The sequence below is a fragment of the Pseudomonas sp. zbq_18 genome (assembly GCF_043102245.1).
Lineage (GTDB): Bacteria > Pseudomonadota > Gammaproteobacteria > Pseudomonadales > Pseudomonadaceae > Aquipseudomonas.
The window spans coordinates 250,061-274,109 of record NZ_JBICIT010000001.1 but is presented as its reverse complement, the minus strand read 5'-3'; the positions used below and the strand labels follow the sequence as shown (position 1 = coordinate 274,109).

The following is a 24,049-nucleotide window of genomic DNA, read 5'->3' as shown; positions in this document are numbered from 1 at the left end:
CGAACTACCAAACCAGTATTGCCAAGCTAGAAAAATTCTTCAAATTTGGGGCTAAGTATCTTTTACAGATAGTGTTTTATCAACAACTCACCAATTTGCACAGCATTGAGCGCAGAGCCTTTTCGCGCATTATCTGACGCAATCCACAAATTGAGCTCGGCCGGATCATCCATCCCGCCACGCAAGCGGCCAACATACAGTTCATCCTGGCCCACCGCATCCCCCACGACGCTCGGATAGTCCCCCACCTCGACCAGTTCCAAACCCGCCTGCTGGCCCAGCACTCCCGCAACCTGCTTGAGATCCACAGCGCACTCTGTATCCACAGTAACAGCCAGGCTATCGCCAAAAAAAACTGGAGCCAGGCAACAGCTAACCGCGACTTTCAAGCCCTCAACACCTAGCAGCACTTTCAGCTCACGTGCAATGCGCTGCTCCAGCGGAGCATGACCGCTCTCCCCCACAGCCCCCGCCTGAGCCAGAACATTGAAGGCTATTTGCCGGTCAAACACCTGCAGCTCCAAGGGGCGCATATTGAGCAACTCCGTGGTCTGCCGCGCCAACTCAGCAACGCCTTCGCGACCAAACTGGGAAACCGCCAGAGCTGCCAGCACAGTCACCTTCTGCATCTGCAGAGTTGCCCGCAATGGCGCCAGCACAGCAGCCAGAGCAGTGGCGACCGGCGCTGGACTGCGCAACAGATAGGGTGCCGACAGCGTCGCCAAAACCTCGGCATTTGCCTCCGGCACGACTGGCAACGCCCCGTCGAGTCCGCCACTGAGATCGATCAGCGAACAGCCCGCAGCTTGTGCACGCGGCGCATGCTCACGACTGACCGACTCGCCCGCGGCAAAAAACACCAACTGCACCTGGGAAAAATCAAAGCCTGCCAGTTCACGCACCCGCAGATTCTTGCCACGAAAAGCCACCGACTGCCCAGAAGAAGCACTGCCCGCCAGCAAGTGCAGATTACCGACCGGGAATTCCCGCTCCTCCAGCACCTGCACCAGCGTTTCACCAACGGTGCCGGTCGCACCGACAACAGCCACATCGAAGCTCTTGGACATCACAACGCCTTGCATCAGGAAATCAATCGACCCGGCACTCTAACCGCCAACCCAGAAAAACGAAAAGGGCCGGTCATGGACCGGCCCTTGGAGCAGCGCTAGCGCAATCAGCGTTCCAGCAGGATACGCAGCATGCGGCGCAGCGGCTCGGCCGCACCCCACAGCAGCTGATCACCGACGGTGAAAGCGCCCAGGTACTGCGAGCCCATGTTGAGCTTGCGCAGACGACCGACCGGCACGCTCAGGGTGCCGGTAACGGCAGTAGGACCGAGTTCGCGGATGCTGGCTTCGCGAGTGTTCGGCACCAGCTTGACCCAAGGGTTGTGCTGACTGATCAGGCCTTCGATGTCACCCATCGGCACATCTTTGTTCAGCTTGATGGTCAGCGCCTGGCTATGACAACGCATGGCGCCGATGCGCACGCACAGGCCATCGACCGGGATCGGGCTCTTGAAGCGACCGAGAATCTTGTTGGTCTCGGCCTGGCCCTTCCACTCTTCGCGGCTCTGACCATTGGGCAGTTCCTTGTCGATGTAGGGGATCAGGCTGCCGGCCAGCGGCACACCGAAGTTGTCGACCGGGAAGGCTTCGCCACGCATGGCCTCAGCCACCTTGCGGTCGATGTCGAGGATGGCGCTGGCCGGGTTGGCCAGATCGTCAGCCACGGAGGCGTTGATCGCCCCCATCTGCTTGATCAGCTCGCGCATGTTCTGCGCGCCGGCGCCAGAGGCGGCCTGGTAGGTCATGGCGCTCATCCACTCGACCAGGCCGGCTTCGTACAGCCCGCCCAGCGCCATCAGCATCAGGCTGACGGTGCAGTTGCCACCGATGTAGTTCTTGGTACCGGCATCCAGCGACTGGTCGATCACCTTGCGGTTGACCGGATCGAGCACGATCACCGAGTCATCGGCCATGCGCAGGCTGGAGGCCGCGTCGATCCAGTAGCCCTGCCAGCCGGCTTCGCGCAGCTTGGGGAAGACTTCGTTGGTGTAGTCGCCACCCTGACAGGTCAGGATCACATCCAGACCTGTCAGCTCGTCAATGCTGTAGGCGTCCTTCAGCGGGGCAATGTCCTTGCCAATCGCCGGCCCCTGGCCGCCGACATTGGAGGTGGTGAAGAACACCGGCTCGATCAGGTCGAAGTCACGCTCTTCCAGCATGCGCTGCATGAGCACGGAACCGACCATACCGCGCCAACCGATCAGACCTACACGTTTCATAACGACTACACCTATATAAACAGCCTGCCGGCACGATTCCGGCGGGGCTGGAAAGATTACAGACTACGCAGCGCTTCGACCACCGCATCGCCCATGCCGGCAGTACCGACCTTGGTCTTGCCTTCCGACCAGATATCGCCGGTGCGCAGGCCCTGATCCAGCACCTTGCTCACGGCCAGTTCGATGGCATCGGCGGCCTGAGTCTGACCGAAGCTGTAACGCAGCATCATCGACACGGAGAGGATGGTCGCCAGCGGGTTGGCGATGCCCTTGCCGGCGATGTCCGGCGCCGAACCGTGACACGGCTCGTACATACCCTTGTTGTTGGCGTCCAGCGAAGCCGACGGCAGCATGCCGATGGAACCGGTGAGCATGGAGGCCTCGTCCGAGAGGATGTCGCCGAACATGTTGTCGGTGACCATCACGTCGAACTGCTTGGGCGCGCGCACCAGCTGCATGGCGGCATTGTCCACATACATGTGCGACAGCTCGACCTCTGGATAATCCTTGGCCACTTCCTCGACCACGGCGCGCCACAGTTGGCTGGAGGCCAACACGTTGGCCTTGTCCACCGAGCAGAGCTTCTTGTTACGCACCATGGCCATATCGAAACCGACCTTGGCGATGCGACGAATCTCGCTCTCGCTGTACGGCAGGGTGTCGTAGGCCATGCGCTCGCCGTTTTCCAGCACCTTGCTCTCGCGCGGCTGACCGAAGTAGATACCGCCGGTCAGCTCACGAACGATCAGGATATCCAGACCTGCGACCACTTCCGGCTTCAGACTGGAGGCCTCGGCCAGCTGCGGGTAGAGAATGGCCGGACGCAGATTGCCGAACAGGCCCAGCTGCGAGCGGATCTTCAGCAGGCCGCGCTCCGGGCGAATAGCCGGATCGATGGTGTCCCACTTCGGGCCGCCGACGGCGCCGAGCAGCACGGCATCGGCGGCGCGGGCGCGCTCCAGGGTCTCGTCGGCCAGCGGCACGCCGTAGCGGTCGATGGCGGCACCACCCAGATCATCGAAGCTCAGCTCGAAACCCAGGGCGTACTTGTCATTGGCCAGGTTCAGCACCTTGACCGCCTCGGCCATGATCTCCGGGCCGATACCGTCGCCCGGGAGAACCAGAATCTGCTTGCTCATGGATGTTCCTTGATTACTTGATGGCGCCGAACAGCCACGGGCTGCTCTGCTGATGTTTGCTTTCAAAGGCCTTGATTGCCTCGGCGTCCTGCAGGGTCAGGCCGATGTCGTCCAGACCATTGAGCAGGCAGTGCTTGCGGAAGGCATCTACCTCGAAGCTGTACTGCTTGCCGTCCGGGCGGGTCACGGTCTGCGCAGAGAGGTCAACAGTCAACTGATAGCCCTCGGTCGCCTCACACTGGGCGAACAACTCATCCATTTCTTCATCCTTGAGGATGATGGGCAGCAGGCCGTTCTTGAAACTGTTGTTAAAGAAGATGTCTGCAAAGCTCGGCGCAATCACCGCGCGGAAGCCGTACTCGTCCAGCGCCCAGGGCGCATGCTCGCGGGAGGAGCCGCAACCGAAGTTCTCGCGGGCAAGCAGCACGCTGGCACCCTGGTAGCGCGGGAAGTTCAGCACGAAATCCTTGTTGATCGGGCGAGCCGAGCAGTCCTGATTCGGCTGACCGACATCCAGGTAGCGCCACTCGTCGAACAGGTTCGGGCCGAAGCCGGTGCGCTTGATCGACTTGAGAAACTGCTTGGGAATGATCTGGTCGGTGTCGACGTTGGCACGATCGAGCGGGCAAACCAGGCCGGTATGTTGGGTAAAGGCTTTCATCTGTCTATTCCTCAGGCCTGGATCAGTTCGCGCACATCAATGAAACGACCGGTCACCGCCGCAGCGGCGGCCATGGCCGGGCTGACCAGATGGGTACGGCCACCGGCGCCCTGGCGGCCTTCGAAGTTGCGGTTGGAGGTAGACGCACAATGCTCGCCGCTGCCCAGCTTGTCCGGGTTCATTGCCAGGCACATGGAGCAGCCCGGCTCGCGCCACTCAAAGCCAGCCTCGATGAAGATCTTGTCCAGTCCTTCCTGTTCGGCCTGCGCCTTGACCAGACCGGAACCCGGCACCACCAGCGCCTGCTTGACGGTCGCGGCAACCTTGCGACCCTTGGCCACTTCGGCAGCCGCACGCAGATCCTCGATCCGCGAGTTGGTGCAGGAGCCAATGAACACGCGATCCAGCTGAATATCGGTGATCGCCTGGTTGGCGGTCAGGCCCATGTATTTGAGCGCGCGGACGATGGAGTCGCGCTTGACCGGGTCGGTCTCGGCGGCCGGATCCGGCACGTTCTGATCGACAGCCAGAACCATTTCCGGCGAGGTGCCCCAACTGACCTGCGGCTTGATGTCTTCGGCACGCAACTCGACGATGGTGTCGAAGTGGGCATCGGGGTCCGACACCAGACCTTTCCACTGCTCGACCGCCTTATCCCAGTCAGCACCTTTCGGTGCGAACGGACGGTTGCGCACGTACTCGATGGTCTTCTCGTCCACCGCCACCATGCCGACACGAGCACCGGCCTCGATCGACATGTTGCAGATGGTCATGCGCCCTTCCAGCGACAGGTCGCGAATGGCACTGCCGGCGAACTCCAGCGCATGACCGTTGCCACCGGCGGTGCCGATCTTGCCGATCACGGCCAGGACGATGTCCTTGGCAGTCACGCCGAACGGCAGCTTGCCCTCGACGCGCACCTGCATGTTCTTCATTTTCTTGGCCACCAGGCACTGGGTGGCAAGTACGTGCTCGACCTCGGAAGTGCCGATGCCATGGGCCAGCGCGCCGAAGGCACCGTGGGTGGAAGTGTGCGAGTCGCCGCAGACCACGGTCATGCCCGGCAAGGTAGCCCCCTGCTCAGGACCGACCACGTGGACGATACCCTGGCGCACGTCGTTCATCTTGAACTCGAGGATGCCGAAGTCATCGCAATTCTCGTCCAGGGTCTGTACCTGGATACGCGAGACCTCGTCGGCAATCGACTCCAAGCCGCCCTGGCGCTCGGCCTTGGTGGTCGGCACGTTGTGATCCGGCGTCGCAATGTTGGCGTCGATGCGCCACGGCCTGCGCCCGGCCAGACGCAAGCCCTCGAAGGCCTGCGGCGAGGTCACTTCGTGGAGGATGTGGCGGTCGATGTAGATCAGCGACGAACCATCGTCGCGGCGCTTCACCTCGTGCATATCCCAGAGCTTGTCGTAGAGCGTCTTGCCGGCCATTGAACAATCCTCATCAGCGGTTCAGGAGGCGAAGGGTCTATAGCCCTTCTACCGATGAGGAGATGCTAAGGACTTCACTCAAATAACTCCAATTCATATTTTTTATTCAAAAGATTCCACAGAGGAATCCAAAGCCATTAGGCTGACCACTCCTGCCGTTCAGATCGAGCCAACGCATGATGGACCTCGCCAACCTCAACGCTTTCATCGCCATCGCCGAAGTCGGCAGCTTCTCGGAGGCCGCCGAGCGCCTGCACCTGACCCAGCCAGCCGTGAGCAAACGCATCGCCGGGCTGGAACAGCAACTTAAGGTGCGCCTGTTCGACCGCCTGGGCCGCGAAGTGAGTCTCACCGAGGCCGGCCGTGCCCTGCTGCCGCGCGCGTACCAGATCCTCAACGTGCTGGACGACACCCGCCGCGCCCTGACCAACCTCAACGGCGAGGTTTCCGGGCGCCTGACCCTGGCGACCAGCCACCATATCGGCCTGCATCGCCTGCCACCGCTGCTGCGCGCCTTCACCCGCGCCCATCCACAGGTAGCACTGGACATCCAGTTTCTCGACTCGGAAGTGGCCTATGAAGAAGTGCTGCACGGCCGCGCCGAGCTGGCAGTGATCACCCTCGCACCGGAAGCTCGCGAGCCGGTAAGGGCCGTCCCCGTATGGGATGATCCCCTGGACTTCGTCGCCGCACCCGAGCACCCACTGGCACGCATGCCAGCGATCAGCCTGGCCGACGTCGCCCAGCACCCGGCCGTATTCCCCGGCGACAACACCTTCACCCACCACATCGTGCGTCGCCTGTTCGAAGCCCAGGGGCTGACGCCGAATATCGGCATGAGCACCAACTACCTGGAAACCATCAAGATGATGGTTTCCATCGGCCTGGCCTGGAGCGTGCTGCCGCGCACCATGCTCGACGAGCAGGTCGAACGCCTGCCGCTCCCCGGGATTCAACTACACCGCCAGCTGGGCTACATCCTGCACAAGGAACGAACCCTGTCCAACGCAGCCAAAGCCTTTATGACCTTACTGGATGAACAACGCGGCTTGCCTTGAAGACAGCACAGCGGCTAACGTGAGGCCATAACGATAAGAAAAGTCGCCAGCGTGCCTCTGTGATGCCCCTTTCCAGCAGGTAACCGAGAGCGGCCGAGTGCCGGACGAGAACAGTATGTCCAAACCGTCTAAACAGCCGCCCTTCCCCTTCATCCCCGCCCTGGATCCCGCCGAGTTCGAGAAGACCTGGCAGGACGCATCGCACCTTCTCGCTGCACTCAACGGCGCCCATCTCGGCGTCTGGTACTGGGATACCGCGAGTGGCAAGGTGAGTTGGTCACGGGGAGCACAGGCACTATTCGGCCTGGACCCGAAAAAACCGCTGCAACGTCAGGTCGACTACATCGAGCTGATTCCCACGGAAGACCGCGAGCAAGTCCGCCAACTGTTTCAGAACGTCCTGAGCGGCATCCCCAGCCCCGCCCCCCTGCAACACCGTATCCACTGGCCGGACGGCAGCCTGCACTGGTTGGAAATCAGCGGCAGCCCAAGGATCGACAAGGATGGCCGCACCCAGGTCTTCGGCGTCGTCCGCGACATCACCCAGCAACGTGAACAGGAACAGGCCCTGCGCGATAGTCAGGAGCGCCTGACCCTGGCCCTGGATTCCGCCAACCTGGGCACCTGGGACTGGCACATCCCCAGCGGCATGCTCTATGGATCGGACCGCGCCGCCAGCCTGCACGGCCTTCCGGCAGCGTCTTTTCATGGCGACTTCACCTACTTTTTCCGCCAGGTGCCGGACGAGGATCGCCAGCACATGCGCCAGGTCTATACCGATCTGGTGGAGGGACGACGCGAAGATTACCAACTGACCTACCGGGTGCTCCTGGAAAGTAATGAGCAGCGCTACCTGGAAAGCACCGCCAAGCTCTACCGAGATGCCCAGGGCGCGCCGCTGCGCATGGCCGGCATCCTCATGGACATTACCGAGCGGGTTCAGCGTGAGCAGCGCCTGGCCTCCTCGGAAGAAAAATTCGTCACCCTGTTCCAGGCCAGCCCCGAGCCGATCTGCGTCTCCCGCGCACCGGACGGCGCCTTCCTGGAAATAAACCCCAGCTTTACCCAAACCTTCGGCTGGGAGCCCGCCGAGCTCATTGGCCGCAACGCCCTAGATGTGGGTTTCTGGGTCGACCCGCAGCAACGTGAAGCACTCGCCAAGCAGCTCATTCGCGATAAACAGCTGAACAACGAGATCGCCCACTTTCGTAGCAAGGACGGCCGTGAGCTGATCTGCATCATCTCCAATCGTTACATACACGTGCAGGGGCAACGCTGCCTGACCACCACCTTCCGAGACATCACCGAGCGCCAGGCCGCCGAAGCAGCACTGACGGCCAGCCAGGAAAAGTTCGCCAAAGCATTCCATTCCAGCCCCGACGCCATCACCATCACCGAGCGCGACAGCGGCCGCTACATCGAGGTCAACGAAGGCTTCTGCCGCCTCACTGGCTATCGGGCCGAAGAAGTCATCGGTCGCAGCGCTATGGAGCTGCAGGTCTGGGCCCGCCCCGAAGAGCGCGCTCGCATGGTTGAAACCATCATGCGCGAAGGCCGTGTGTACCACATGGAGATGCACGGCCAGCACCGCGACGGCAGCATCAAGCTGGTCGAGGTCTCCGTGCAGTCGATCGAACTGAACGGCATCCCCTGCCTACTGCTCACCGCTCGCGATATCAGCGAGTTGAAGGCCGCCCAGGCCCAGGTTCAGCATCTGGCCTACCATGACTCACTGACCAATCTACCCAACCGCGCCCTGCTGATGGATCGCCTGAGCCAGCAGATCGCCCTGCTCAAGCGCCACAACCTGCATGGCGCCTTGCTGTTTCTCGATCTCGACCACTTCAAACACATCAACGACTCGCTCGGCCACCCGGTAGGCGATGCCGTGCTGAAGATGGTGACTGCCCGCCTGGAAGCCAGCGTGCGCCAGGAAGACACCGTGGCGCGACTGGGCGGCGACGAGTTCGTCGTGCTGATTTCCGGCCTCGAAGGCAAACGCGCGGATGTCACCCGCCAGGTGCGCCAGGTGGCGGAGAAACTGCGCCGCCTGCTGGCCGAACCGATGCTGCTGGACGGCCACCGCCTGCAAGTCACCCCAAGCATCGGCATCGCCCTGGTGCCGGATCATGGCGACAACCCCACCGACTTGCTCAAACGCGCCGACATCGCCCTCTATCGCGCCAAGGATTCGGGCCGCAATACCCTGCAGATCTTCCGAAAGTCCATGCAGGATGCCGCCAGCGAGCGCCTGCGCCTGGAAAACGACTTGCGCCTGGCTATGGCACGCGGAGAATTCGAGCTCTATTTCCAGCCCCAGGTGGACGCCCGCTACAGTCAGATCATCGGCTGCGAAGCCCTGCTGCGCTGGAACCATCCGAGCCTCGGACCGCAATCGCCAGGTCAGTTCATTCAGGTACTGGAAGAAAGCGGCCTGATCCTGGAAGTCGGCGCCTGGGTGCTCAGCGAGTCCTGTCATGCCGCCGCCCGCCTGCTGCGCGATGGCCTAGTGAGTCGCGACAGCTTCCAGCTGTGCGTCAACATCAGCCCTCGCCAGTTCCGCCAAGGCGATTTCGTCGAACGTGTGGAGCGCAGCCTGAGCCAGAGCGAATTACCGGCCAACATGCTCAAGCTGGAGATCACCGAGGGCATCGTGATCCAGAACCTGGACGACACCATCGCCAAGATGCACCGCCTGAAGAAGCTCGGCCTGAGCTTCGCCATGGACGACTTCGGCACGGGCTACAGCTCGCTGACCTACCTCAAACGTCTGCCGGTCGACGTACTGAAGATCGACCAATCCTTCGTCCGCGATGCGACCCACGACCCCAACGACGCGGAAATCATCCGCGCGATTGTAGCCATGGCCCGCAGCCTCAACCTGCAGATGATCGCCGAAGGCGTGGAACAGCCGGAGCAGCTGGACTTCCTGCAGCAACAGGGCTGCCACCAGTACCAGGGCTATCTGTTCAGCAAACCCGTGCCCCTGCTGGAGTTCCACGACCTGCTGCTGGCCAGCCGCAGCACCAACGCAGAAGGGCGCCCATAGGCGCCCTTCCGTTACCACTCAGATCAGATCAGCCTTCCAGCGCCGGCTTCTCGCCGCCGATGGGAATGCGCTTGGGCTTGGCCTCTTCCGGCACGATGCGCACTAGGTCGATATTCAGCAGACCGTGGTCCAGCGAGGCGGCCTTGACCTCGATATGGTCGGCCAGGCGGAACGACAGCTTGAAGCCGCGCTGGGCGATGCCCTGATGCAGGAAGGTGACACTCTCGGTCGCGCGCTCGCGCTTGCCGCCCGTCACGGTGAGCACGCCGCGCTCGACCTGCAGTTCGAGGTCGTCTTCACGCAGACCGGCTGCCGCGACTACGATGCGGTACTGATCGTCGCCATGCTTCTCGACGTTGTAGGGCGGGTAGGAACTGCCGTTCTCGCTGCTACGCAGCGCCGACTCGAACAGATCGTTGAATCGGTCGAAACCGACGGACTGACGGAACAGCGGGGCCAGGGAAAGTACGTTGCTCATGGTGCATCTCCTGAATGATCAGCAAGTGTTGAATTGCGGGACCCGACTTCGGCATCCCACACTCACTACATGCGGACGTTCAGCAGGATTTCAAGAGGCCTCGACAGTCGCGAACTCACGACTGAAAGCCTCATGACCAGAGCATTTGCCTGCAGGGTCAAGCACCGGACAGCCATGGAGCAATGCATCGATGCGCTCGCAGTCATTTTCCCGACGAATCTCGGCAAACAGCGCCACCGCCTCCGGGTAACTGCGGGTGAGCATGGCCAGCCACTGCTTGAGGCGTCCCGGCGCGTAGCGCGGCGCCAGCTTGCGCCGAGCCTGCAGCCAGAAATCCTGCAGCAGTGGATGCAATTCGCCCCAGCTCATCGGCACCACCTCCTGACCAGCCCGAGCGGCGGCGATCTGCCGCGCCAGATCCGGACGTGACACCAGACCGCGCCCGAGCATGATGTCTTCGGCACCACTGACTTCGCGACAGCGCCGCCAATCCTCCACGCTCCAGATCTCGCCATTGGCGTAGACCGGCACCTTGACCACCTCCTGCACACGCGCGACCCACTCCCAGTGCGCAGGAGGCTTGTAGCCGTCGACCTTGGTCCGCGCATGCACCACCAACTGATCAGCACCGCCCTCGACCAAGGCACGCGCGCAGTCCAACGCGCCATCCGGGCTGTCGAAGCCCAGACGCATCTTCGCCGTCACCGGAATATGTACCGGGACCGTGCGGCGCACTTCGCGCACAATGGCGTGCAACAGCTCCGGCTCCCTGAGCAGCACGGCACCACCACGGGACTTGTTCACCGTCTTGGCCGGACAGCCGAAGTTGAGGTCGATCACGGGAGCGCCCAGGCTGCAGGCAAAAGCGGCGTTATCCGCCAGGCACAGCGGATCGGAGCCCAGCAGCTGCAAGCGCATGGGCGTACCGGCACGGGTCTGCGCGCCATCGGCCAGCTCAGGAGCCAGCTTGTAAAAAGCGGAGGCCGGCAGCAGCCGGTCGCAGATACGGATAAACTCGGTGACGCACCAGTCGATGCCGCCGACACGGGTCAGCACATCGCGCAGGATTTCGTCGACCAGCCCCTCCATGGGAGCCAGAGCGATTTGCACGACAGAGGTCTCGAAAAAATGGGGGCGTAGTGTAAGGTGCCGACACCGAGGATTCATACCGGCCGTCGCGGCAGCTCCGCCTAGGCCATCAGGAGGTCACCATGCTGCGTCCACTACTGATCGCCCTCATGCTGGTCAGCACCGCCATCCAGGCCGGGCCACCGCCACGCGGGGTGCACCATGTCCCGAAGAACCCGGCCAGCGAAAGCCCGTCCCGCCTGATCTTCACCCGCGACAGCAATGCACCAAACGCATGCGACGTGGAGCTCTACGTCAACCAACAAGTGGTGGGCACCCTGGGCCCCGGCAAAAGCACCAGCCTGGATCTCCCCAACGGCCCCTTCAGCATCGCTGTGGCCATCTCAAACCAAGGCTACTGCGGCGGCCAAGGCCCAGGACCGGCGCAGTCGGTACTACTGGCCCCTGGAGAAACGCGTCAGTTCGCGGTGATCGTCAAGCCGGGCGAGGTGTTTATCGCGCCCATGCTCAACTGATCCGTCACAGCTGCAGCGGATAGGGTTCCAACACCGCCTTGCCATAACCCTCGACGAATTCGGCAGGCATACGCTTGGGCCGGCCACTCGACAGCTCAATGCAAACGAAGGTGGTCTGGGCTCGCAGCAGAGTGCTGGCATCGGCCGGTCGCCACAACTGGAAACGCCGATTCATCTTCAGCTTGTGATCGCTTTCGACGATCCAGGTCGCCATCTGCAACTGCTCACCCTCGTAGGCGCTGGCCAGATAGTCGATCTCATGCCGCAGCACCGCCATGGCACGGTCCAGCCGCCGATACTCGGCGAGATCCAGGCCCAGATGCTGCGAGTGACGCCAGGCACAGCGCTCCAGCCAGCTGACATAGACCGCGTTATTGGCGTGCCCCAAGCCATCGATATCGTCTGCCGCGACCTGCAGATCGATGACAAAAGGCTGCGGAAAGTCCCAACTCATGACCTGACCTCCACGCTGGCCGCCAGCGCACGCGCCTCACCAGCCAACTGGGTGATCTGATCCCAGGCACGGGCACGGATCAGGTTGTCCGGCGCAATCCAGGTACCACCGACACAGGCCACATTGGGCAGGCGCAGGAAGTTCAGCAGGTTGTCGGCAGTAATACCGCCGGTCGGGCAAAAACGGATGCCGGTAAAGGGCCCCTTGAAGCTCTTCAGCATCTTCACGCTGGTATTGCCGTTGGCTGGGAACAGCTTGAGCGAGCGGTAACCATACTCCAGCGCCAGCAGCACTTCAGACGGCGTCATCACCGCCGGCAGGTAAGGCAGACCGGAGTCGTCCGCCGCCGCCGCCAGGCGCTCGGTACAGCCGGGACTGACGGCGAACTGCGCGCCGGCATCGCGCGCTTCCAAGAACTGCTCGGCATGGATCACCGTGCCGGCACCCACCAGCAGCTGCGGCAGCTCCTGGCGGATAGCCGCCAGGGCATCCAGGGCGCGCGGAGTGCGCAGGGTCACTTCCAACACCTCGACGCCGCCGGCGTAAAGAGCACGCGCCAGGTCCACCGCCAAGGCGCAGTCCTCGATCACCAGCACCGGCAGCACCGGGCGTGCCCGTTGCAGCACCATATCCATCGTCAGGCCCATGTCATCTCCCCCTCAGCGAACGGCATTGGCTGCTGTGACGGCGCCCACCCGGCACGAAGCACAACTTCGGCGGGCGGGCACATGACGGGCAGTGTACCGCTTTAGCGCGCCTATCGCGCCGGATGCTCAGGAGGCCAGCGCGGTAGCCGCCAGCACCCGGCGGCTGCCGGCACGCTGCAGGTCGGCACTGCCGAGCAGCTCCAGCACCGCCTCGACCACCCGCGGATCGCCCAGCGGCTTGCTGTGGCCACCACTTTCCAGGGCCAGCAGACGGCTCTCGGACCAGCTCGCATGGATGCTCTCAGCCTCGGCGAAGGGCACCATGGGATCGTCCTTGGCGTGCACCACCAGCCCCGGCAGCTCCAGGTTGTAGCGCTCCACATCGAGTTGCGCGGCCGGGATGCCGGCGCTCTGCTCGACCAGGCGCACGAAGCGCGCCCGTGCCTCGGCAGGCAGCCCGACGAAACGGGCGAAGCGCCGCAGCGCCCCGAGAATGCGCGCTGGCGCGGCAATGGTTACCAGCGCCTCGGTGCGCAGGCCGAGCTGGGTGGCCAGCAGGGCACTGGCGCCGCCCAGAGAGTGGCCGACCACCGCCTTCAGCGGCGGCAGCTCGCCCGCCGCCTCCAGCAGGGCACGGGCAAACAGCACCACGTTGGCCTCATGCCCCGGCGAGCACCCATGGGCTGGCGCGTCCAGCGCCACCACGCCATAGCCGGCACGCACCAGGGCGCGGATCAGCTCGGCGAACTGGGTCGGCCTGCCTTCCCAGCCGTGCAGCAGGAGCACCGCGGGCCCCTGCCCCCAGCGCAGGGCGGACAGCCCGAAGCGCAGAGTAATGCGCTCGGCCTCGGCCAGCAGTGGCAGCTCCCAGTCGCGTGGCGGCAGGTCGCGCGGCGTGAGGAAGGCCCGGTGCATCTTGCCGGCCACCAGATCCGGGGCCAGGCGACCAACAGTGGCGTTGAAGCCACGAATCCAGTGCATGTTGCTCATCTCGCTTCTCCTCACAAAGGCCCGCCAGGCGGGCACGCTTTCACAGCACCGCCAACTTGGCGGCACGCAGAGCCCGATCCGACAGCTCGCCCATACCCAGTGCGCGAGCCAGCGCCAGACCACCCACCATCAGGGCCAGATCGGCCAGCACCGGCCGTTCCTGGCCGTCAGGCTGTCGTCGAGCTGCCGGAGCAACTGCCGACGCCGCCCGAGCAGGTCACGGAAGCCCTCCAGCATCAGCGCCTCCTTGCTCTCGAAGTGGGCATAGAAACCGCCGACGGTGAGGCCAGCGGACGCCATCACCTCGGCCACACCCAGCTGCAGCGGACCACCTCTAACCAGCGCGACACTGGCAGCGCCGAGAATGCGCTGGCGGGTTCTGGCCTTCTTGTCACTCATGGCAGCCCATCAGATTACGGTCTTAATATTACAACCATAATAAGAACGCGCAAGCCGAGATACGGACCGCTCGTCGCGTCAATGCAGAAGTCAGAAAAACAAAAGGGCCACTCCTGAGAGTGACCCTTTTAAGTCCGCAAAACGCGGAAAGAAAGTGGCGTCCCCTAGGGGACTCGAACCCCTGTTACCGCCGTGAAAGGGCGGTGTCCTAGGCCACTAGACGAAGGGGACAGAACCTTCGAAGAACAAGGCCAGCACTAGGCTGGCCTTGTCAGTGATTGGTGGAGCTAGACGGGATCGAACCGTCGACCTCTTGCATGCCATGCAAGCGCTCTCCCAGCTGAGCTATAGCCCCGGATTTTGCGTCTCTCGACGTGCAGTGCGAACACTGCAAAAGTGGCGTCCCCTAGGGGACTCGAACCCCTGTTACCGCCGTGAAAGGGCGGTGTCCTAGGCCACTAGACGAAGGGGACGAAACCTTCATTCACTCGAACGCGCTGGAATTCGTTCGGTGGCAAATTTGGTGGAGCTAGACGGGATCGAACCGTCGACCTCTTGCATGCCATGCAAGCGCTCTCCCAGCTGAGCTATAGCCCCGTCGCTTGGACGGGGCGCATATTAGGGGCGAGGTATTTGCCTGTCAACACAATTCTTCATTGGGCCTGAAAAAATTCTGGAGGCAGAACAACCACTTACCCGAAAGGCCAAGCCAGCCAGCCCTGCATCAGGCGATGACCGGCAGCCCTCTCACTCAACCGCGAAAGCTCTCCAGCAGCTTCTTCCATTCCTTGGTTTCGCCGTTGCTCACGCCACCGATCAGCTCGATGGCCTGACGCAGACGGAAGCGCGACAGGTCGGCACCCAGAATTTCCATGGCGTCCAGCACCGAGACCGAGCTGGCCTTGCCGGTGATGGCGGGGAAAATCAGCGGCATCAGGTCGCGTAGCTTGAGGCCGAGGCCGGCACAGACGAACTGGATGCATTCGGTGATCTTCTCCTTGTCCCACTGGCGCAGCGCCTCCAGCTCCCACAGCAGTAGTTGCAGAGCCTGGCGCACCTGATCCGGCGACAGCTTCTTGTGCACCAGCAGGGCCGGATCAACCTGCACGCCGCCACTGAAGAAGAAACTGGCCAGCGGCGCGATGTCACTGAAGGTCTCGACGCGCTGCTGCACATGCGGCGCGATCTGCAGCAGGTACTGGGAGTTGAAGGCCCACTCCTGCACGCGCTGGGCGAACTGTTCCAGCGGTAGCTCGCGCAGCCACTGGCCATTGAGCCAGGACAGCTTCTCGATATCGAAGATCGGCCCGCCGAGCGAGACGCGCGAAAGATCAAAGTGCTCGATCATCTCGGTCAGCGAGAACTTCTCGCGCTCGTCCGGCATTGACCAGCCCATGCGGCCCAGGTAGTTAAGCAGCGCCTCGGGCATGAAACCCATGCGCTCGTAAAAGGTGATGCAGGTCGGGTTCTTGCGCTTGGACAGCTTGGACTTGTCCGGATTGCGCAGCAGCGGCATGTAGCAGAGCTTGGGCTGCTCCCAGCCGAAGTACTCGTACAGTTTGATCAGCTTCGGCGCCGATGGCAGCCACTCCTCGCCGCGCAGGACGTGGGTGATTTCCATCAGGTGATCGTCGACCACGTTGGCCAGGAAGTAGGTGGGCAGGCCGTCGGCCTTCATCAGCACCTGCATGTCCATGCGATCCCATGGGATCTCCACGTCGCCACGCAGCATGTCCGGCACCACGCAGACGCCCTCGCTCGGCACCTTCATGCGCACCACGTGGGATTCGCCGGCGGCGATGCGCTGCTGCGCCTCTTCCGGGGCGATATGCATACAGTGGCCGTCGTAGCGCGGGGTTTCCTTCTTAGCCATCTGCTCGGCGCGCACCTGGTCGAGGCGCTCGGCGGAACAGAAGCAGGGAAAGGCGTGGCCCTTGCTGACCAGTTCGTCCGAGTACTTCTTGTAGATCGCGCCGCGCTCGCTCTGCCGGTACGGGCCGTGCGGGCCGCCAACATCCGGACCTTCGTTCCACTCGATGCCCAACCAGCGCAGGGCGTCGAAGATCTGCTGCTCGGACTCGCGGGACGAACGCAGCTGGTCGGTATCCTCGATGCGCAGGATGAATTCGCCGCCGTGTTGGCGGGCGAAGCACAGGTTGAACAGGGCGATGTAGGCAGTACCGACGTGCGGATCGCCAGTGGGCGACGGCGCAATGCGGGTGCGGACTTTGGTCATGACAAGTCTCGGAAGCAGGGAAAATTCAAGGGCGCAATGTTAGCAGGCTGGCCACTGTCGGCTCTAGCAGCCCAACGGGCAACGGCAGGCTGTCCATCAGGAAATCCAGAAAAGCCTTGACCTTCATCGCCTGGAAACGTCGCGATGGATAGACCGCATAGAGCTCACCGATAGGCAGACGGGCCTCAGGGAGCAGCTGGATCAGCCGCCCGCTACGCACGGCATCCTCGGTGATCATCACCGGCAGCGCCACGATCCCGGCACCTGCCAGTGCCGCTTCGCGGGCCAGGGTGATGTTATTGCAGGCCAACACCCGCTGGCAGGGCACATGCTCATCCAGCAGCGGCCAGTAGCGCGGCGAGTCCGCCGGCAGATGGATGGCACGGTGGCCAGCCAGCTCCTGCGCGGATGCCGGCGAACCATGCTGGGCCAGATAGTCGGGACTGGCGCAGAGATGGCGACGGGTCTCGAAAAGCTTGCGCGCGATCAGCGTGGAGTCTCGCGGCTGGCCAACCTGGATGGCGATATCCACCCCCTCCTCCAGCGGATCGACCTCACGCGAGGTCAGCTCCACCTCGGCACTGATCTGCGGGTACTGGCGCATGAAACGCCCCAGCACATTACCGAGAAACAGCTGACCGAACTCGATCGGTGCGGTGATGCGCAGCAGGCCGGAAGGTTCCTGCTGCAACTGCATTACTGCCTGCTCGGCCTCAGCGAAGTCGAGCATGATCTGCCGACAGCGCTCGTAGTAGGCCTGTCCGACTTCGGTCAGACGCAACTTGCGCGTGGTGCGATTGAGCAGGCGCACCCCCAGGCGCTCTTCAAGCAGGGCGATGCGCCGGCTGACCGTGGACTTCTGCATGCCCAGACTGTGTGCGGCCTGGGTGAAGCTATGGCAATCCACAACGCGAGTGAAGATCAGCGCATCATCCAGCCCCATTATTGTTCCCTCAAAGCAACAAAGTTTGCGAATTCTACCGGCTACATCACTCCTAGCAACACTGCTAGATTGGCCAGCACTTACGCCCGCCGTTCGAGCCCTTCCCATGCCTGCGCAATTGCAACGTCGCCTGTCCATCTTTGTCGTTCTCGTGGCTCTGGTTGCCCTGGGCCTGTTCGGCCACTGGCTGCTGATCGGCCGCTTTCACGAGAACACCGACAACGCCTACGTGCAGGGCGAGATCACCCGCGTCTCCAGCCAACTGGGCGCGCGCATCGAGCAGGTGCTGGTGCATGACAACCAGAAGGTCGAAAAGGGCCAGTTGCTGGTCAAGCTCGAAGCGGCCGATTTCGAACTGGCCCTGGAGCGTGCCCGCGCCGCCCTGGAAACCCGGGAAGCCGAGCTGGTCCAGGCGCAGAGCCGCCTGCAGCAGCAGAGCAGCCTGATCGCCGCCAGCCAGGCCGATGTCGCCGCCAGCCAAGCCAACCTCAAGCGCAGCCAGATCGACCTGTCTCGTGCACAGACCCTACGCAAGCCCGGCTACGTGTCCGAAGAGCGCGTCACCACCCTCTCCGCCGACAGTCGCGTGGCCAGCTCGCAGCTGGCCAGGGCCCAGGCCGACCTGGCCGCGCAGCGCCAGCAGATCGAGAGCCTCAACGCCGATATCAAGCGCCTGCAGGCGCAGATCAGCAACGCCCGCGCCGATGTCGCCCAGGCCGAACTGAACCTGACCCGCACGGAGATTCATGCCCCTACCGCCGGCACCATAGGCCAGCGTTCGGCGCGCGCCGGCCAGGTGGTGCAGGCCGGCGCCTACCTGCTGTCCGTCGTACCCAATAACGAGATCTGGGTGCAGGCCAACTTCAAGGAAACCCAGATCGGTCGCATGCAGCCTGGTCAGAGTGCCGAGTTGATCTTTGACGCCTACCCGGACACCCCGATCCAGGGCCAGGTGGAAAGCCTGTTCGCCGCCTCCGGCGCACAGTTCAGCCTATTGCCGCCGGACAACGCCACCGGCAACTTCACCAAGGTGGTGCAGCGCATCCCGGTGAAGCTGACCTTCGCTGCCGACAATCCGCTGGCCGGCAAGATTCGCCCCGGCATGTCGGTGGAAGTGAAAGTGGACATCTCCAGCGACGCCCACCATGGCGGCTGACGCCCTGCTGCGTCCCGAGGGCGAGCCCAGTCGGCGCGACTGGATTGCAGTGATGAGCGCCATGCTCGGCGCCTTCATGGCCGTGCTGGACATCCAGATCACCAACTCTTCGCTGAAGGACATCCAGGGCGCGCTGTCGGCCACCCTGGAGGAAGGCTCGTGGATTTCCACCTCCTACCTGGTCGCGGAAATCATCATGATTCCGCTCACCGCCTGGCTGGTGCAGTTGCTCTCGGCGCGCCGCCTGGCGGTGTGGGTGTCCGTCGGCTTCCTGATCTCCTCCCTGCTCTGCTCCATGGCCTGGAGCCTGGAGAGCATGATCGTGTTCCGCGCCATGCAGGGCTTTACCGGCGGCGCGCTGATCCCGCTGGCCTTCACCCTGACCCTGATCAAGCTGCCGGAGCACCACCGCGCCAAGGGCATGGCCCTGTTCGCCCTCACCGCCACCTTCGCCCCCTCGATCGGCCCGACGCTGGGCGGCTGGCTGACCGAGAACTGGGGCTGGGAATACATCTTCTATATCAACGTGCCACCGGGCCTGCTGATGATCGCCGGCCTGATGTACGGCCTGGACAAGAAGCCGCCGCACTGGGAACTGCTGAAAAGCACCGACTATGCCGGCATCGTCACCCTGGGTCTGGGCCTGGGCTGCCTGCAGGTATTCCTCGAAGAAGGCCACCGCAAGGACTGGCTGGAATCGCAGCTGATCGTCGGCCTGGGCAGCGTGGCGCTGGTCAGCCTGGTGCTGTTCGTCATCCTGCAGTTCTCCCGCGACAACCCGTTGATCAACCTGCGCATCCTGCGCGAGCGCAACTTCGGCCTCACCAGTATCGCCAGTGTCGGCATGGGTCTGGGGTTGTACGGCTCCATCTACCTGCTGCCGCTGTACCTGGCACAGATCCAGAACTACAACGCCCTGCAGATCGGCGAAGTGATCATGTGGATGGGCATTCCCCAGCTGTTCCTGATTCCGCTGGTACCCAAACTAATGAAAGTGATCTCGCCCAAATGGCTGTGCGCCATCGGTTTCGCCCTGTTCGGTATCTCCAGCTTCTATTCCGGCGTGCTCAACCCGGATTTCGCCGGCGAGCAGTTCAACCATATCCAGATCGTCCGCGCCCTCGGCCAGCCGCTGATCATGGTGACCATCTCGCTGATCGCCACCGCCTATATCCAGCCGCAAGACGCCGGCTCGGCCTCCAGCCTGTTCAACATCCTGCGCAACCTCGGCGGCGCCATCGGCATCGCCCTGCTCGCCACCCTGCTCGACAGCCGCGCCAAGACCTACTTCGACTACCTACGCGAAGCCCTGGTACCGGGCAATGCCGCAGTCGACGAGCGCCTGAGCCTGCTAACCGAGCAGCTCGGCAGCCAGCAGGCAGCCCTGGCCAAGCTGAGCGAGATCACCCATCAGCAGGCGGCCATCATGGCCTATAACGACGCCTTCCATTTCGTCGGGCTGGCCCTGGCCATCAGCATGCTCGCCGTGCTGCTCACGCGAAAACTGCCTGCGGGCGCTACCGGCGGCGCAGCCCACTGACCCCACCACGCCTCGCGGCCAACGAGCCGGGCGAACAGCTCGGCCTCATTGCAGCCGCGGCCGGGGCATTGTGCCGTGCGGAACCAGCCTGATCGCCCAAGGCACTCAACCCCAGCTGCGAGCCAGCGGCACCGCCCGCGAACCTTCAGAGGCTGCCGCTACTGATGCAGGGGCAACTTCGGGCACGATGGGCGCCGGTTATTCCGGAACCAAGCGACTAGAACCCTAGAGATGCAAAAGGGCTCCCGCAGGAGCCCTTTTCAACTTGCCTTAATCAGCGCTTGCGACCCGGACGCTGACCGTCGCCACCCCGAGCAGTACCGGAAGGCCGCGGCTTGCGTGCCGGGCGCTCACCCAGCTCAACTGGCGGGCGCGGGCTGCGCTTCTTGTTCACCTCCGACGGGCGCTCGGCTACCGGCGTGCCACCACGACGCTCGCCGGCTGGCTTGCGCGGCGCCTTGTCTTCGCGAGGAGTACGCGGGGCACGCTCGGCGGCCGGCGCATCCTCGGCCGGACGCAGTACCCGCTTGGGCCGTTCGCTACGGGTCATTGGCTTGGCCGATTTGCGCTGCAGGCGGTCGAGCTTGTCGCGCATCTTTTCCTTCATCGCCGGCAGGGCCACGGGCTTGAGGCCAACTTCCTCACTGAGGATATCGATCTCGCGCTGGCCCATTTCGCGCCAGCGGCCCATGGGCAGGTCGGAAGTCATGAACACCGGGCCGAAACGCACGCGCTTGAGGCGGCTGACCACCAGGCCCTGGGACTCCCACAGGCGGCGCACCTCGCGGTTGCGACCCTCCATGACCACGCAGTGATACCAGTGGTTGAAGCCTTCGCCGCCCGGGGCTTCCTTGATGTCGGTGAACTTGGCCGGGCCGTCTTCCAGCATCACGCCGGCCTTGAGCTGCTCGATCATTTCCTCGGTGACTTCGCCACGTACACGCACGGCGTACTCGCGGTCCATCTCGTAGGAGGGGTGCATCAGGCGGTTGGCCAGCTCGCCGTCGGTGGTGAACAGCAACAGGCCGGTGGTATTGATGTCCAGACGGCCGATGTTGATCCAACGACCTTCCTTCGGCCGCGGCAAGCGGTCGAACACGGTAGGACGGCCTTCCGGGTCGTCACGGGTGCAGATCTCGCCTTCCGGCTTGTTGTAGATCAGTACGCGGCGCACCACCTGGGCGTCTTCGCGCTTGAGCAGCTGACCGTCGACGCTGATGGCGTCACGCGCCTCGACGCGCACGCCGAGCGTGGCGACCGCGCCGTTGACCTTGACCCGGCCATCGGCAATCCACTGCTCGATGTCGCGGCGTGAGCCGAGGCCGGCACGGGCCAGGACTTTCTGCAGCTTCTCGCCGCTGGGACGGGGTTCGAATTCGGATTCGCTCATCTGGGCACCTCCCGGTGTAACTGAGGATGAAAAAGGTCGCGCATCATACGCGCATCGCCCGTCGCGCGCACCGGCTGACTATAGACCGCTCAGCGGTATTTGCGCCGCCCGGTCGCCTCGAAGGCCAGCAGGCGCAGATCGGCTTCTGCCAACAACGCAAAACGTTCGTGTCTGTCCAGGCGCTTCCAGGCCTTGATCTCGCGCTTGCTGCGGCCGCAGCCGAGGCAGATATCCGCTTCGAACTCGCAGACTTTGATGCAGGGGCTCTTGCTCATGACAGCACCCGTCAGAAAAAGGTGCGGCCAGCATAAGCAACGGCGGGCTCAGGCCCGCATTGAAAGTCTCAATGCCTTCAATGCAGTGCGTCGCCGGCATCCAGCTCCGTGCCCTGCTCTTCTTCGGCTTCGTCCTCGTGCAGCAGGTCGCTGAAATCGGTTTTCAGCCCCTGCTCCATCTGATCCAGCTCGACCAGCAGGCTGCGGAAGCTGGTTTCCTCGCGCGGCTCGACCGATGCCTCTTCGCCTGCCGCAGCATCGGCCAGGGCCTGCAGCTCGGGCGGCACGGGCAGCTCATCGTCCAGCGCCAGCATGGGCTCCGGTTCCAGCTCGCGCAGGGCCGCCAGCGGCGGCAACTGCTCCAGACTCTGCAGATTGAAGTAGTCGAGGAAGGCCTTGGTGGTGGCCAGCATCGCCGGCCGACCCGGCACGTCACGGTAGCCGACCACACGAATCCAGTCGCGCTCCTGCAGGGTCTTGATGATCTGGCTGTTGACCGCCACGCCGCGAATATCCTCGATCTCGCCACGGGTGATCGGCTGGCGGTAGGCGATCAGCGCCAGGGTTTCCAGCATGGCGCGCGAGTAACGCTGCGGGCGCTCTTCCCACAGTCGCCCAACCCAGGGGGCGAACTGCTCGCGCACCTGCAGACGATAGCCGCTGGCGACCTCCTTCAGCTCGAAGGCACGACCGGCGCAGGAGCTGGCCAATATAGCCAGCGCATCACGAATCTGCGCCAGCTCGGGACGTTCGCCCTCCTCGAACAGCTCGGCCATGCGTTCCAGCGATATGGGCCGGCCCAGGGCCAGCAGCCAGGCTTCGAGCAGGGAGGCGAGTTCCTTGGGGTCGGTCAGGTTCATCATTCGGCTCGGGCGCGGACATGGATGGCGGCGAAGGGCTCATTCTGCACCAGTTCCACCAGTTGTTCCTTGATCAGTTCGAGCACCGCCATGAAGGTCACCACCACGCCGAGGCGCCCCTCCTGTGCGGTAAACAGCTCGACGAACGGCACGAAACCCGCGCCGCGGAGCCGTTCCAGCACCTCGCTCATGCGCTCGCGAGTGGACAGGGTCTCACGGGTGATCTGGTGGCTCTCGAACATGTCGGCGCGGCGCAGCACTTCGGCCATGGACAACAGCACTTCCTCCAGGCTGACGTCCGGCAACAATTTGCGCGCCCGCGCTTCGGGTGCATCCAGGCGCGGCACACTGAGGTCGCGGCCAACCCGTGGCAGCTCGTCCAGGCCTTCGGCGGCGGCCTTGTAGCGCTCGTACTCCTGCAGGCGGCGGATCAGCTCGGCGCGCGGGTCGTCTTCCTCTTCCTCGGCTTCGGTCGAGCGCGGCAGCAGCATGCGCGACTTGATCTCGGCCAGCATGGCGGCCATCACCAGGTATTCGGCGGCCAGCTCCAGGCGGACCGACTTCATCAGCTCGACGTAGCCCATGTACTGCTTGGTGATCTCGGCCACCGGGATATCGAGGATGTCGATGTTCTGCTTGCGGATCAGGTACAGCAGCAGGTCGAGCGGGCCTTCGAAGGCTTCGAGAAACACCTCCAGGGCATCCGGCGGGATGTACAGGTCGAGCGGCAGCTCGGTGACAGCCTGGCCGTAGACCAGGGCAAAGGGCAGTTCCTGCTGCGCACCGGCCTGGCTGTCGACCTGCTCGCTCACGCCTCGACCTCCTGGAACGGCGTCGGATCGCCACAGCCCACGCGGAACACTTCCGGTTCGCCATCAGCCAGGTTGACCACGGTAGAAGCCTTCAGCCCGCCGTAGCCGCCGTCGATGATCAGGTCGACCTGGTGCTCCAGCACCTGGCGCATCTCGTAGGGATCGCTCATGGGCAGTTCGTCACCGGGCAGAATCAGGCTCACGCTCATCAGCGGCTCGCCCAGCGCCTCGGCCAGGGCCAGAGCGATGGGGTGCTCCGGCACGCGCAGGCCGATGGTGCGGCGTTTGGGATGCAGCAGCATGCGCGGTACTTCACGCGTGGCATTGAGAATAAAGGTATAGGGGCCGGGTGTATGCGCCTTGAGCAGGCGGAAGGCGCCGGTATCGACCTTGGCGAACAGGCCGATCTGCGACAGGTCGCTGCACACCAGAGTGAAATTGTGCTTGTCGTCCAGCTGGCGCAGGCGGCGGATGCGCTCAACCGCCGTCTTGTCGCCGATCAGGCAGCCCACAGCATAGGACGAGTCGGTGGGATAGACGATGACGCCGCCCTTGCGCAGGATTTCCACCGCCTGCTTGATCAGGCGCGGCTGCGGGTTTTCCGGATGGATCTGGAAGAACTGGCTCATGAA

Annotated in this window: 22 protein-coding genes, 4 tRNA genes and 1 pseudogene; 5 read left to right on the top strand and 22 right to left on the bottom strand. The window is 63.4% G+C overall.

Going from position 1 to position 24,049, the window contains the following annotated elements:
- Positions 1–62: 62 nt before the first annotated feature.
- The 5 genes from ACF8C6_RS01395 to leuC all read right to left on the bottom strand — a co-directional run bounded on the left by ACF8C6_RS01395 (position 63) and on the right by leuC (position 5,526).
- Positions 63–1,067, bottom strand: coding sequence for an aspartate-semialdehyde dehydrogenase (locus ACF8C6_RS01395; RefSeq protein WP_392497660.1), 1,005 nt, complete (start codon positions 1,065–1,067; stop codon positions 63–65).
- 107 nt (positions 1,068–1,174) lie between these two features.
- A complete protein-coding gene (gene asd / locus ACF8C6_RS01390) occupies positions 1,175–2,287 on the bottom strand; it encodes an aspartate-semialdehyde dehydrogenase (protein ID WP_392497659.1) in 1,113 nt (370 codons plus the stop codon).
- Positions 2,288–2,343: 56 nt separating this feature from the next.
- Entirely contained in the window at positions 2,344–3,426 is a 1,083-nt protein-coding gene (gene leuB / locus ACF8C6_RS01385) for a 3-isopropylmalate dehydrogenase (protein ID WP_277690264.1), read from the bottom strand.
- Between the two features lie 13 nt (positions 3,427–3,439).
- Complete coding sequence (gene leuD, locus ACF8C6_RS01380) at positions 3,440–4,087, bottom strand: 3-isopropylmalate dehydratase small subunit (protein ID WP_392497658.1); 648 nt, start codon at positions 4,085–4,087, stop codon at positions 3,440–3,442.
- An 11-nt stretch (positions 4,088–4,098) separates the two neighbouring features.
- Positions 4,099–5,526, bottom strand: coding sequence for a 3-isopropylmalate dehydratase large subunit (leuC, locus tag ACF8C6_RS01375; RefSeq protein ID WP_392497657.1), 1,428 nt, complete (start codon positions 5,524–5,526; stop codon positions 4,099–4,101).
- Positions 5,527–5,705: 179 nt separating this feature from the next.
- On the opposite strand from leuC, the gene ACF8C6_RS01370 reads away from it, so the two are divergent.
- Positions 5,706–6,584 carry a LysR family transcriptional regulator gene (locus tag ACF8C6_RS01370; protein ID WP_392497869.1) on the top strand — a complete coding sequence of 293 codons (879 nt, stop codon included), beginning with the start codon at positions 5,706–5,708 and terminating at the stop codon, positions 6,582–6,584.
- A 115-nt stretch (positions 6,585–6,699) separates the two neighbouring features.
- The gene (locus ACF8C6_RS01365) at positions 6,700–9,633 is read left to right on the top strand and encodes an EAL domain-containing protein (RefSeq protein WP_392497656.1); all 2,934 of its coding nucleotides are present in this window, start codon (positions 6,700–6,702) and stop codon (positions 9,631–9,633) included.
- A 28-nt stretch (positions 9,634–9,661) separates the two neighbouring features.
- Here ACF8C6_RS01365 and ACF8C6_RS01360 read toward each other — a convergent pair whose 3' ends face one another.
- Complete coding sequence (locus ACF8C6_RS01360) at positions 9,662–10,111, bottom strand: Hsp20 family protein (RefSeq protein WP_392497655.1); 450 nt, start codon at positions 10,109–10,111, stop codon at positions 9,662–9,664.
- 90 nt (positions 10,112–10,201) lie between these two features.
- Positions 10,202–11,221, bottom strand: a complete 1,020-nt coding sequence (locus ACF8C6_RS01355; RefSeq protein ID WP_392497654.1) for a tRNA dihydrouridine synthase — start codon at positions 11,219–11,221, stop codon at positions 10,202–10,204.
- 101 nt (positions 11,222–11,322) lie between these two features.
- Here ACF8C6_RS01355 and ACF8C6_RS01350 point away from each other — a divergent pair, with 101 nt between their 5' ends.
- Positions 11,323–11,715, top strand: coding sequence for a hypothetical protein (locus tag ACF8C6_RS01350; protein WP_392497653.1), 393 nt, complete (start codon positions 11,323–11,325; stop codon positions 11,713–11,715).
- Positions 11,716–11,719: 4 nt separating this feature from the next.
- On the opposite strand, the gene ACF8C6_RS01345 is transcribed toward ACF8C6_RS01350, so the two are convergent.
- The 10 genes and pseudogenes from ACF8C6_RS01345 to ACF8C6_RS01300 form a co-directional block, all read right to left on the bottom strand.
- Positions 11,720–12,169 carry an acyl-CoA thioesterase gene (locus tag ACF8C6_RS01345; protein ID WP_392497652.1) on the bottom strand — a complete coding sequence of 150 codons (450 nt, stop codon included), beginning with the start codon at positions 12,167–12,169 and terminating at the stop codon, positions 11,720–11,722.
- Complete coding sequence (locus ACF8C6_RS01340) at positions 12,166–12,816, bottom strand: bifunctional 4-hydroxy-2-oxoglutarate aldolase/2-dehydro-3-deoxy-phosphogluconate aldolase (RefSeq protein WP_392497651.1); 651 nt, start codon at positions 12,814–12,816, stop codon at positions 12,166–12,168. The genes ACF8C6_RS01345 and ACF8C6_RS01340 overlap by 4 nt, the downstream gene beginning before the upstream one ends.
- A gap of 126 nt (positions 12,817–12,942) precedes the next feature.
- Positions 12,943–13,806: an alpha/beta fold hydrolase gene (locus tag ACF8C6_RS01335; protein ID WP_392497650.1), complete on the bottom strand. Its 864-nt coding sequence runs from the start codon at positions 13,804–13,806 to the stop codon at positions 12,943–12,945.
- Positions 13,807–13,846: 40 nt separating this feature from the next.
- A pseudogene (locus ACF8C6_RS01330) lies at positions 13,847–14,205 on the bottom strand (TetR/AcrR family transcriptional regulator).
- A gap of 155 nt (positions 14,206–14,360) precedes the next feature.
- A tRNA-Glu gene (locus tag ACF8C6_RS01325) sits at positions 14,361–14,436 on the bottom strand.
- A gap of 48 nt (positions 14,437–14,484) precedes the next feature.
- Positions 14,485–14,560 (bottom strand) — tRNA-Ala (locus ACF8C6_RS01320).
- 42 nt (positions 14,561–14,602) lie between these two features.
- Positions 14,603–14,678 (bottom strand) — tRNA-Glu (locus tag ACF8C6_RS01315).
- A 48-nt stretch (positions 14,679–14,726) separates the two neighbouring features.
- Positions 14,727–14,802: transfer RNA gene (locus ACF8C6_RS01310), tRNA-Ala, on the bottom strand.
- Between the two features lie 154 nt (positions 14,803–14,956).
- Positions 14,957–16,441 (bottom strand): glutamate--tRNA ligase, encoded by a 1,485-nt coding sequence (gene gltX, locus ACF8C6_RS01305; protein ID WP_392497649.1) that lies wholly within the window; start codon positions 16,439–16,441, stop codon positions 14,957–14,959.
- A 25-nt stretch (positions 16,442–16,466) separates the two neighbouring features.
- Entirely contained in the window at positions 16,467–17,384 is a 918-nt protein-coding gene (locus ACF8C6_RS01300) for a LysR family transcriptional regulator (RefSeq protein WP_392497648.1), read from the bottom strand.
- Positions 17,385–17,490: 106 nt separating this feature from the next.
- On the opposite strand from ACF8C6_RS01300, the gene ACF8C6_RS01295 reads away from it, so the two are divergent.
- Both ACF8C6_RS01295 and ACF8C6_RS01290 read left to right on the top strand, forming a co-directional pair.
- Positions 17,491–18,540 (top strand): HlyD family secretion protein, encoded by a 1,050-nt coding sequence (locus ACF8C6_RS01295; RefSeq protein ID WP_392497647.1) that lies wholly within the window; start codon positions 17,491–17,493, stop codon positions 18,538–18,540.
- Positions 18,541–18,589: 49 nt separating this feature from the next.
- Positions 18,590–20,080, top strand: coding sequence for an MDR family MFS transporter (locus ACF8C6_RS01290; protein ID WP_392497868.1), 1,491 nt, complete (start codon positions 18,590–18,592; stop codon positions 20,078–20,080).
- A 274-nt stretch (positions 20,081–20,354) separates the two neighbouring features.
- On the opposite strand, the gene rluB is transcribed toward ACF8C6_RS01290, so the two are convergent.
- The 5 genes from rluB to ACF8C6_RS01265 all read right to left on the bottom strand — a co-directional run bounded on the left by rluB (position 20,355) and on the right by ACF8C6_RS01265 (position 24,046).
- Complete coding sequence (rluB, locus tag ACF8C6_RS01285) at positions 20,355–21,470, bottom strand: 23S rRNA pseudouridine(2605) synthase RluB (protein ID WP_277689765.1); 1,116 nt, start codon at positions 21,468–21,470, stop codon at positions 20,355–20,357.
- A gap of 89 nt (positions 21,471–21,559) precedes the next feature.
- Complete coding sequence (locus ACF8C6_RS01280; RefSeq protein WP_341688540.1) at positions 21,560–21,745, bottom strand: DUF1289 domain-containing protein; 186 nt, start codon at positions 21,743–21,745, stop codon at positions 21,560–21,562.
- Positions 21,746–21,822: 77 nt separating this feature from the next.
- Positions 21,823–22,605 (bottom strand): SMC-Scp complex subunit ScpB, encoded by a 783-nt coding sequence (gene scpB, locus ACF8C6_RS01275; protein ID WP_392497646.1) that lies wholly within the window; start codon positions 22,603–22,605, stop codon positions 21,823–21,825.
- The gene (locus ACF8C6_RS01270; protein ID WP_341688556.1) at positions 22,605–23,303 is read right to left on the bottom strand and encodes a ScpA family protein; all 699 of its coding nucleotides are present in this window, start codon (positions 23,301–23,303) and stop codon (positions 22,605–22,607) included. The genes scpB and ACF8C6_RS01270 overlap by 1 nt, the downstream gene beginning before the upstream one ends.
- A 110-nt stretch (positions 23,304–23,413) precedes the next feature.
- Complete coding sequence (locus ACF8C6_RS01265; protein WP_341688536.1) at positions 23,414–24,046, bottom strand: L-threonylcarbamoyladenylate synthase; 633 nt, start codon at positions 24,044–24,046, stop codon at positions 23,414–23,416.
- Between the last annotated feature and the right edge of the window lie 3 nt (positions 24,047–24,049).

Bases quoted from the DNA above. Each gene is read 5' to 3' on its own strand.
- ACF8C6_RS01350 (WP_392497653.1), top strand. From the start codon at position 11,323: ATGCTGCGTCCACTACTGATCGCCCTCATGCTGGTCAGCACCGCCATC.
- ACF8C6_RS01365 (WP_392497656.1), top strand. From the start codon at position 6,700: ATGTCCAAACCGTCTAAACAGCCGCCCTTCCCCTTCATCCCCGCCCTG.
- asd (WP_392497659.1), bottom strand. From the start codon at position 2,287: ATGAAACGTGTAGGTCTGATCGGTTGGCGCGGTATGGTCGGTTCCGTG.
- ACF8C6_RS01300 (WP_392497648.1), bottom strand. From the start codon at position 17,384: ATGGGGCTGGATGATGCGCTGATCTTCACTCGCGTTGTGGATTGCCAT.
- leuC (WP_392497657.1), bottom strand. From the start codon at position 5,526: ATGGCCGGCAAGACGCTCTACGACAAGCTCTGGGATATGCACGAGGTG.
- ACF8C6_RS01370 (WP_392497869.1), top strand. From the start codon at position 5,706: ATGGACCTCGCCAACCTCAACGCTTTCATCGCCATCGCCGAAGTCGGC.
- ACF8C6_RS01280 (WP_341688540.1), bottom strand. From the start codon at position 21,745: ATGAGCAAGAGCCCCTGCATCAAAGTCTGCGAGTTCGAAGCGGATATC.
- leuD (WP_392497658.1), bottom strand. From the start codon at position 4,087: ATGAAAGCCTTTACCCAACATACCGGCCTGGTTTGCCCGCTCGATCGT.
- ACF8C6_RS01360 (WP_392497655.1), bottom strand. From the start codon at position 10,111: ATGAGCAACGTACTTTCCCTGGCCCCGCTGTTCCGTCAGTCCGTCGGT.
- rluB (WP_277689765.1), bottom strand. From the start codon at position 21,470: ATGAGCGAATCCGAATTCGAACCCCGTCCCAGCGGCGAGAAGCTGCAG.
- scpB (WP_392497646.1), bottom strand. From the start codon at position 22,605: ATGAACCTGACCGACCCCAAGGAACTCGCCTCCCTGCTCGAAGCCTGG.
- ACF8C6_RS01395 (WP_392497660.1), bottom strand. From the start codon at position 1,067: ATGTCCAAGAGCTTCGATGTGGCTGTTGTCGGTGCGACCGGCACCGTT.
- ACF8C6_RS01265 (WP_341688536.1), bottom strand. From the start codon at position 24,046: ATGAGCCAGTTCTTCCAGATCCATCCGGAAAACCCGCAGCCGCGCCTG.
- leuB (WP_277690264.1), bottom strand. From the start codon at position 3,426: ATGAGCAAGCAGATTCTGGTTCTCCCGGGCGACGGTATCGGCCCGGAG.
- gltX (WP_392497649.1), bottom strand. From the start codon at position 16,441: ATGACCAAAGTCCGCACCCGCATTGCGCCGTCGCCCACTGGCGATCCG.
- ACF8C6_RS01340 (WP_392497651.1), bottom strand. From the start codon at position 12,816: ATGGGCCTGACGATGGATATGGTGCTGCAACGGGCACGCCCGGTGCTG.
- ACF8C6_RS01345 (WP_392497652.1), bottom strand. From the start codon at position 12,169: ATGAGTTGGGACTTTCCGCAGCCTTTTGTCATCGATCTGCAGGTCGCG.
- ACF8C6_RS01335 (WP_392497650.1), bottom strand. From the start codon at position 13,806: ATGAGCAACATGCACTGGATTCGTGGCTTCAACGCCACTGTTGGTCGC.
- ACF8C6_RS01295 (WP_392497647.1), top strand. From the start codon at position 17,491: ATGCCTGCGCAATTGCAACGTCGCCTGTCCATCTTTGTCGTTCTCGTG.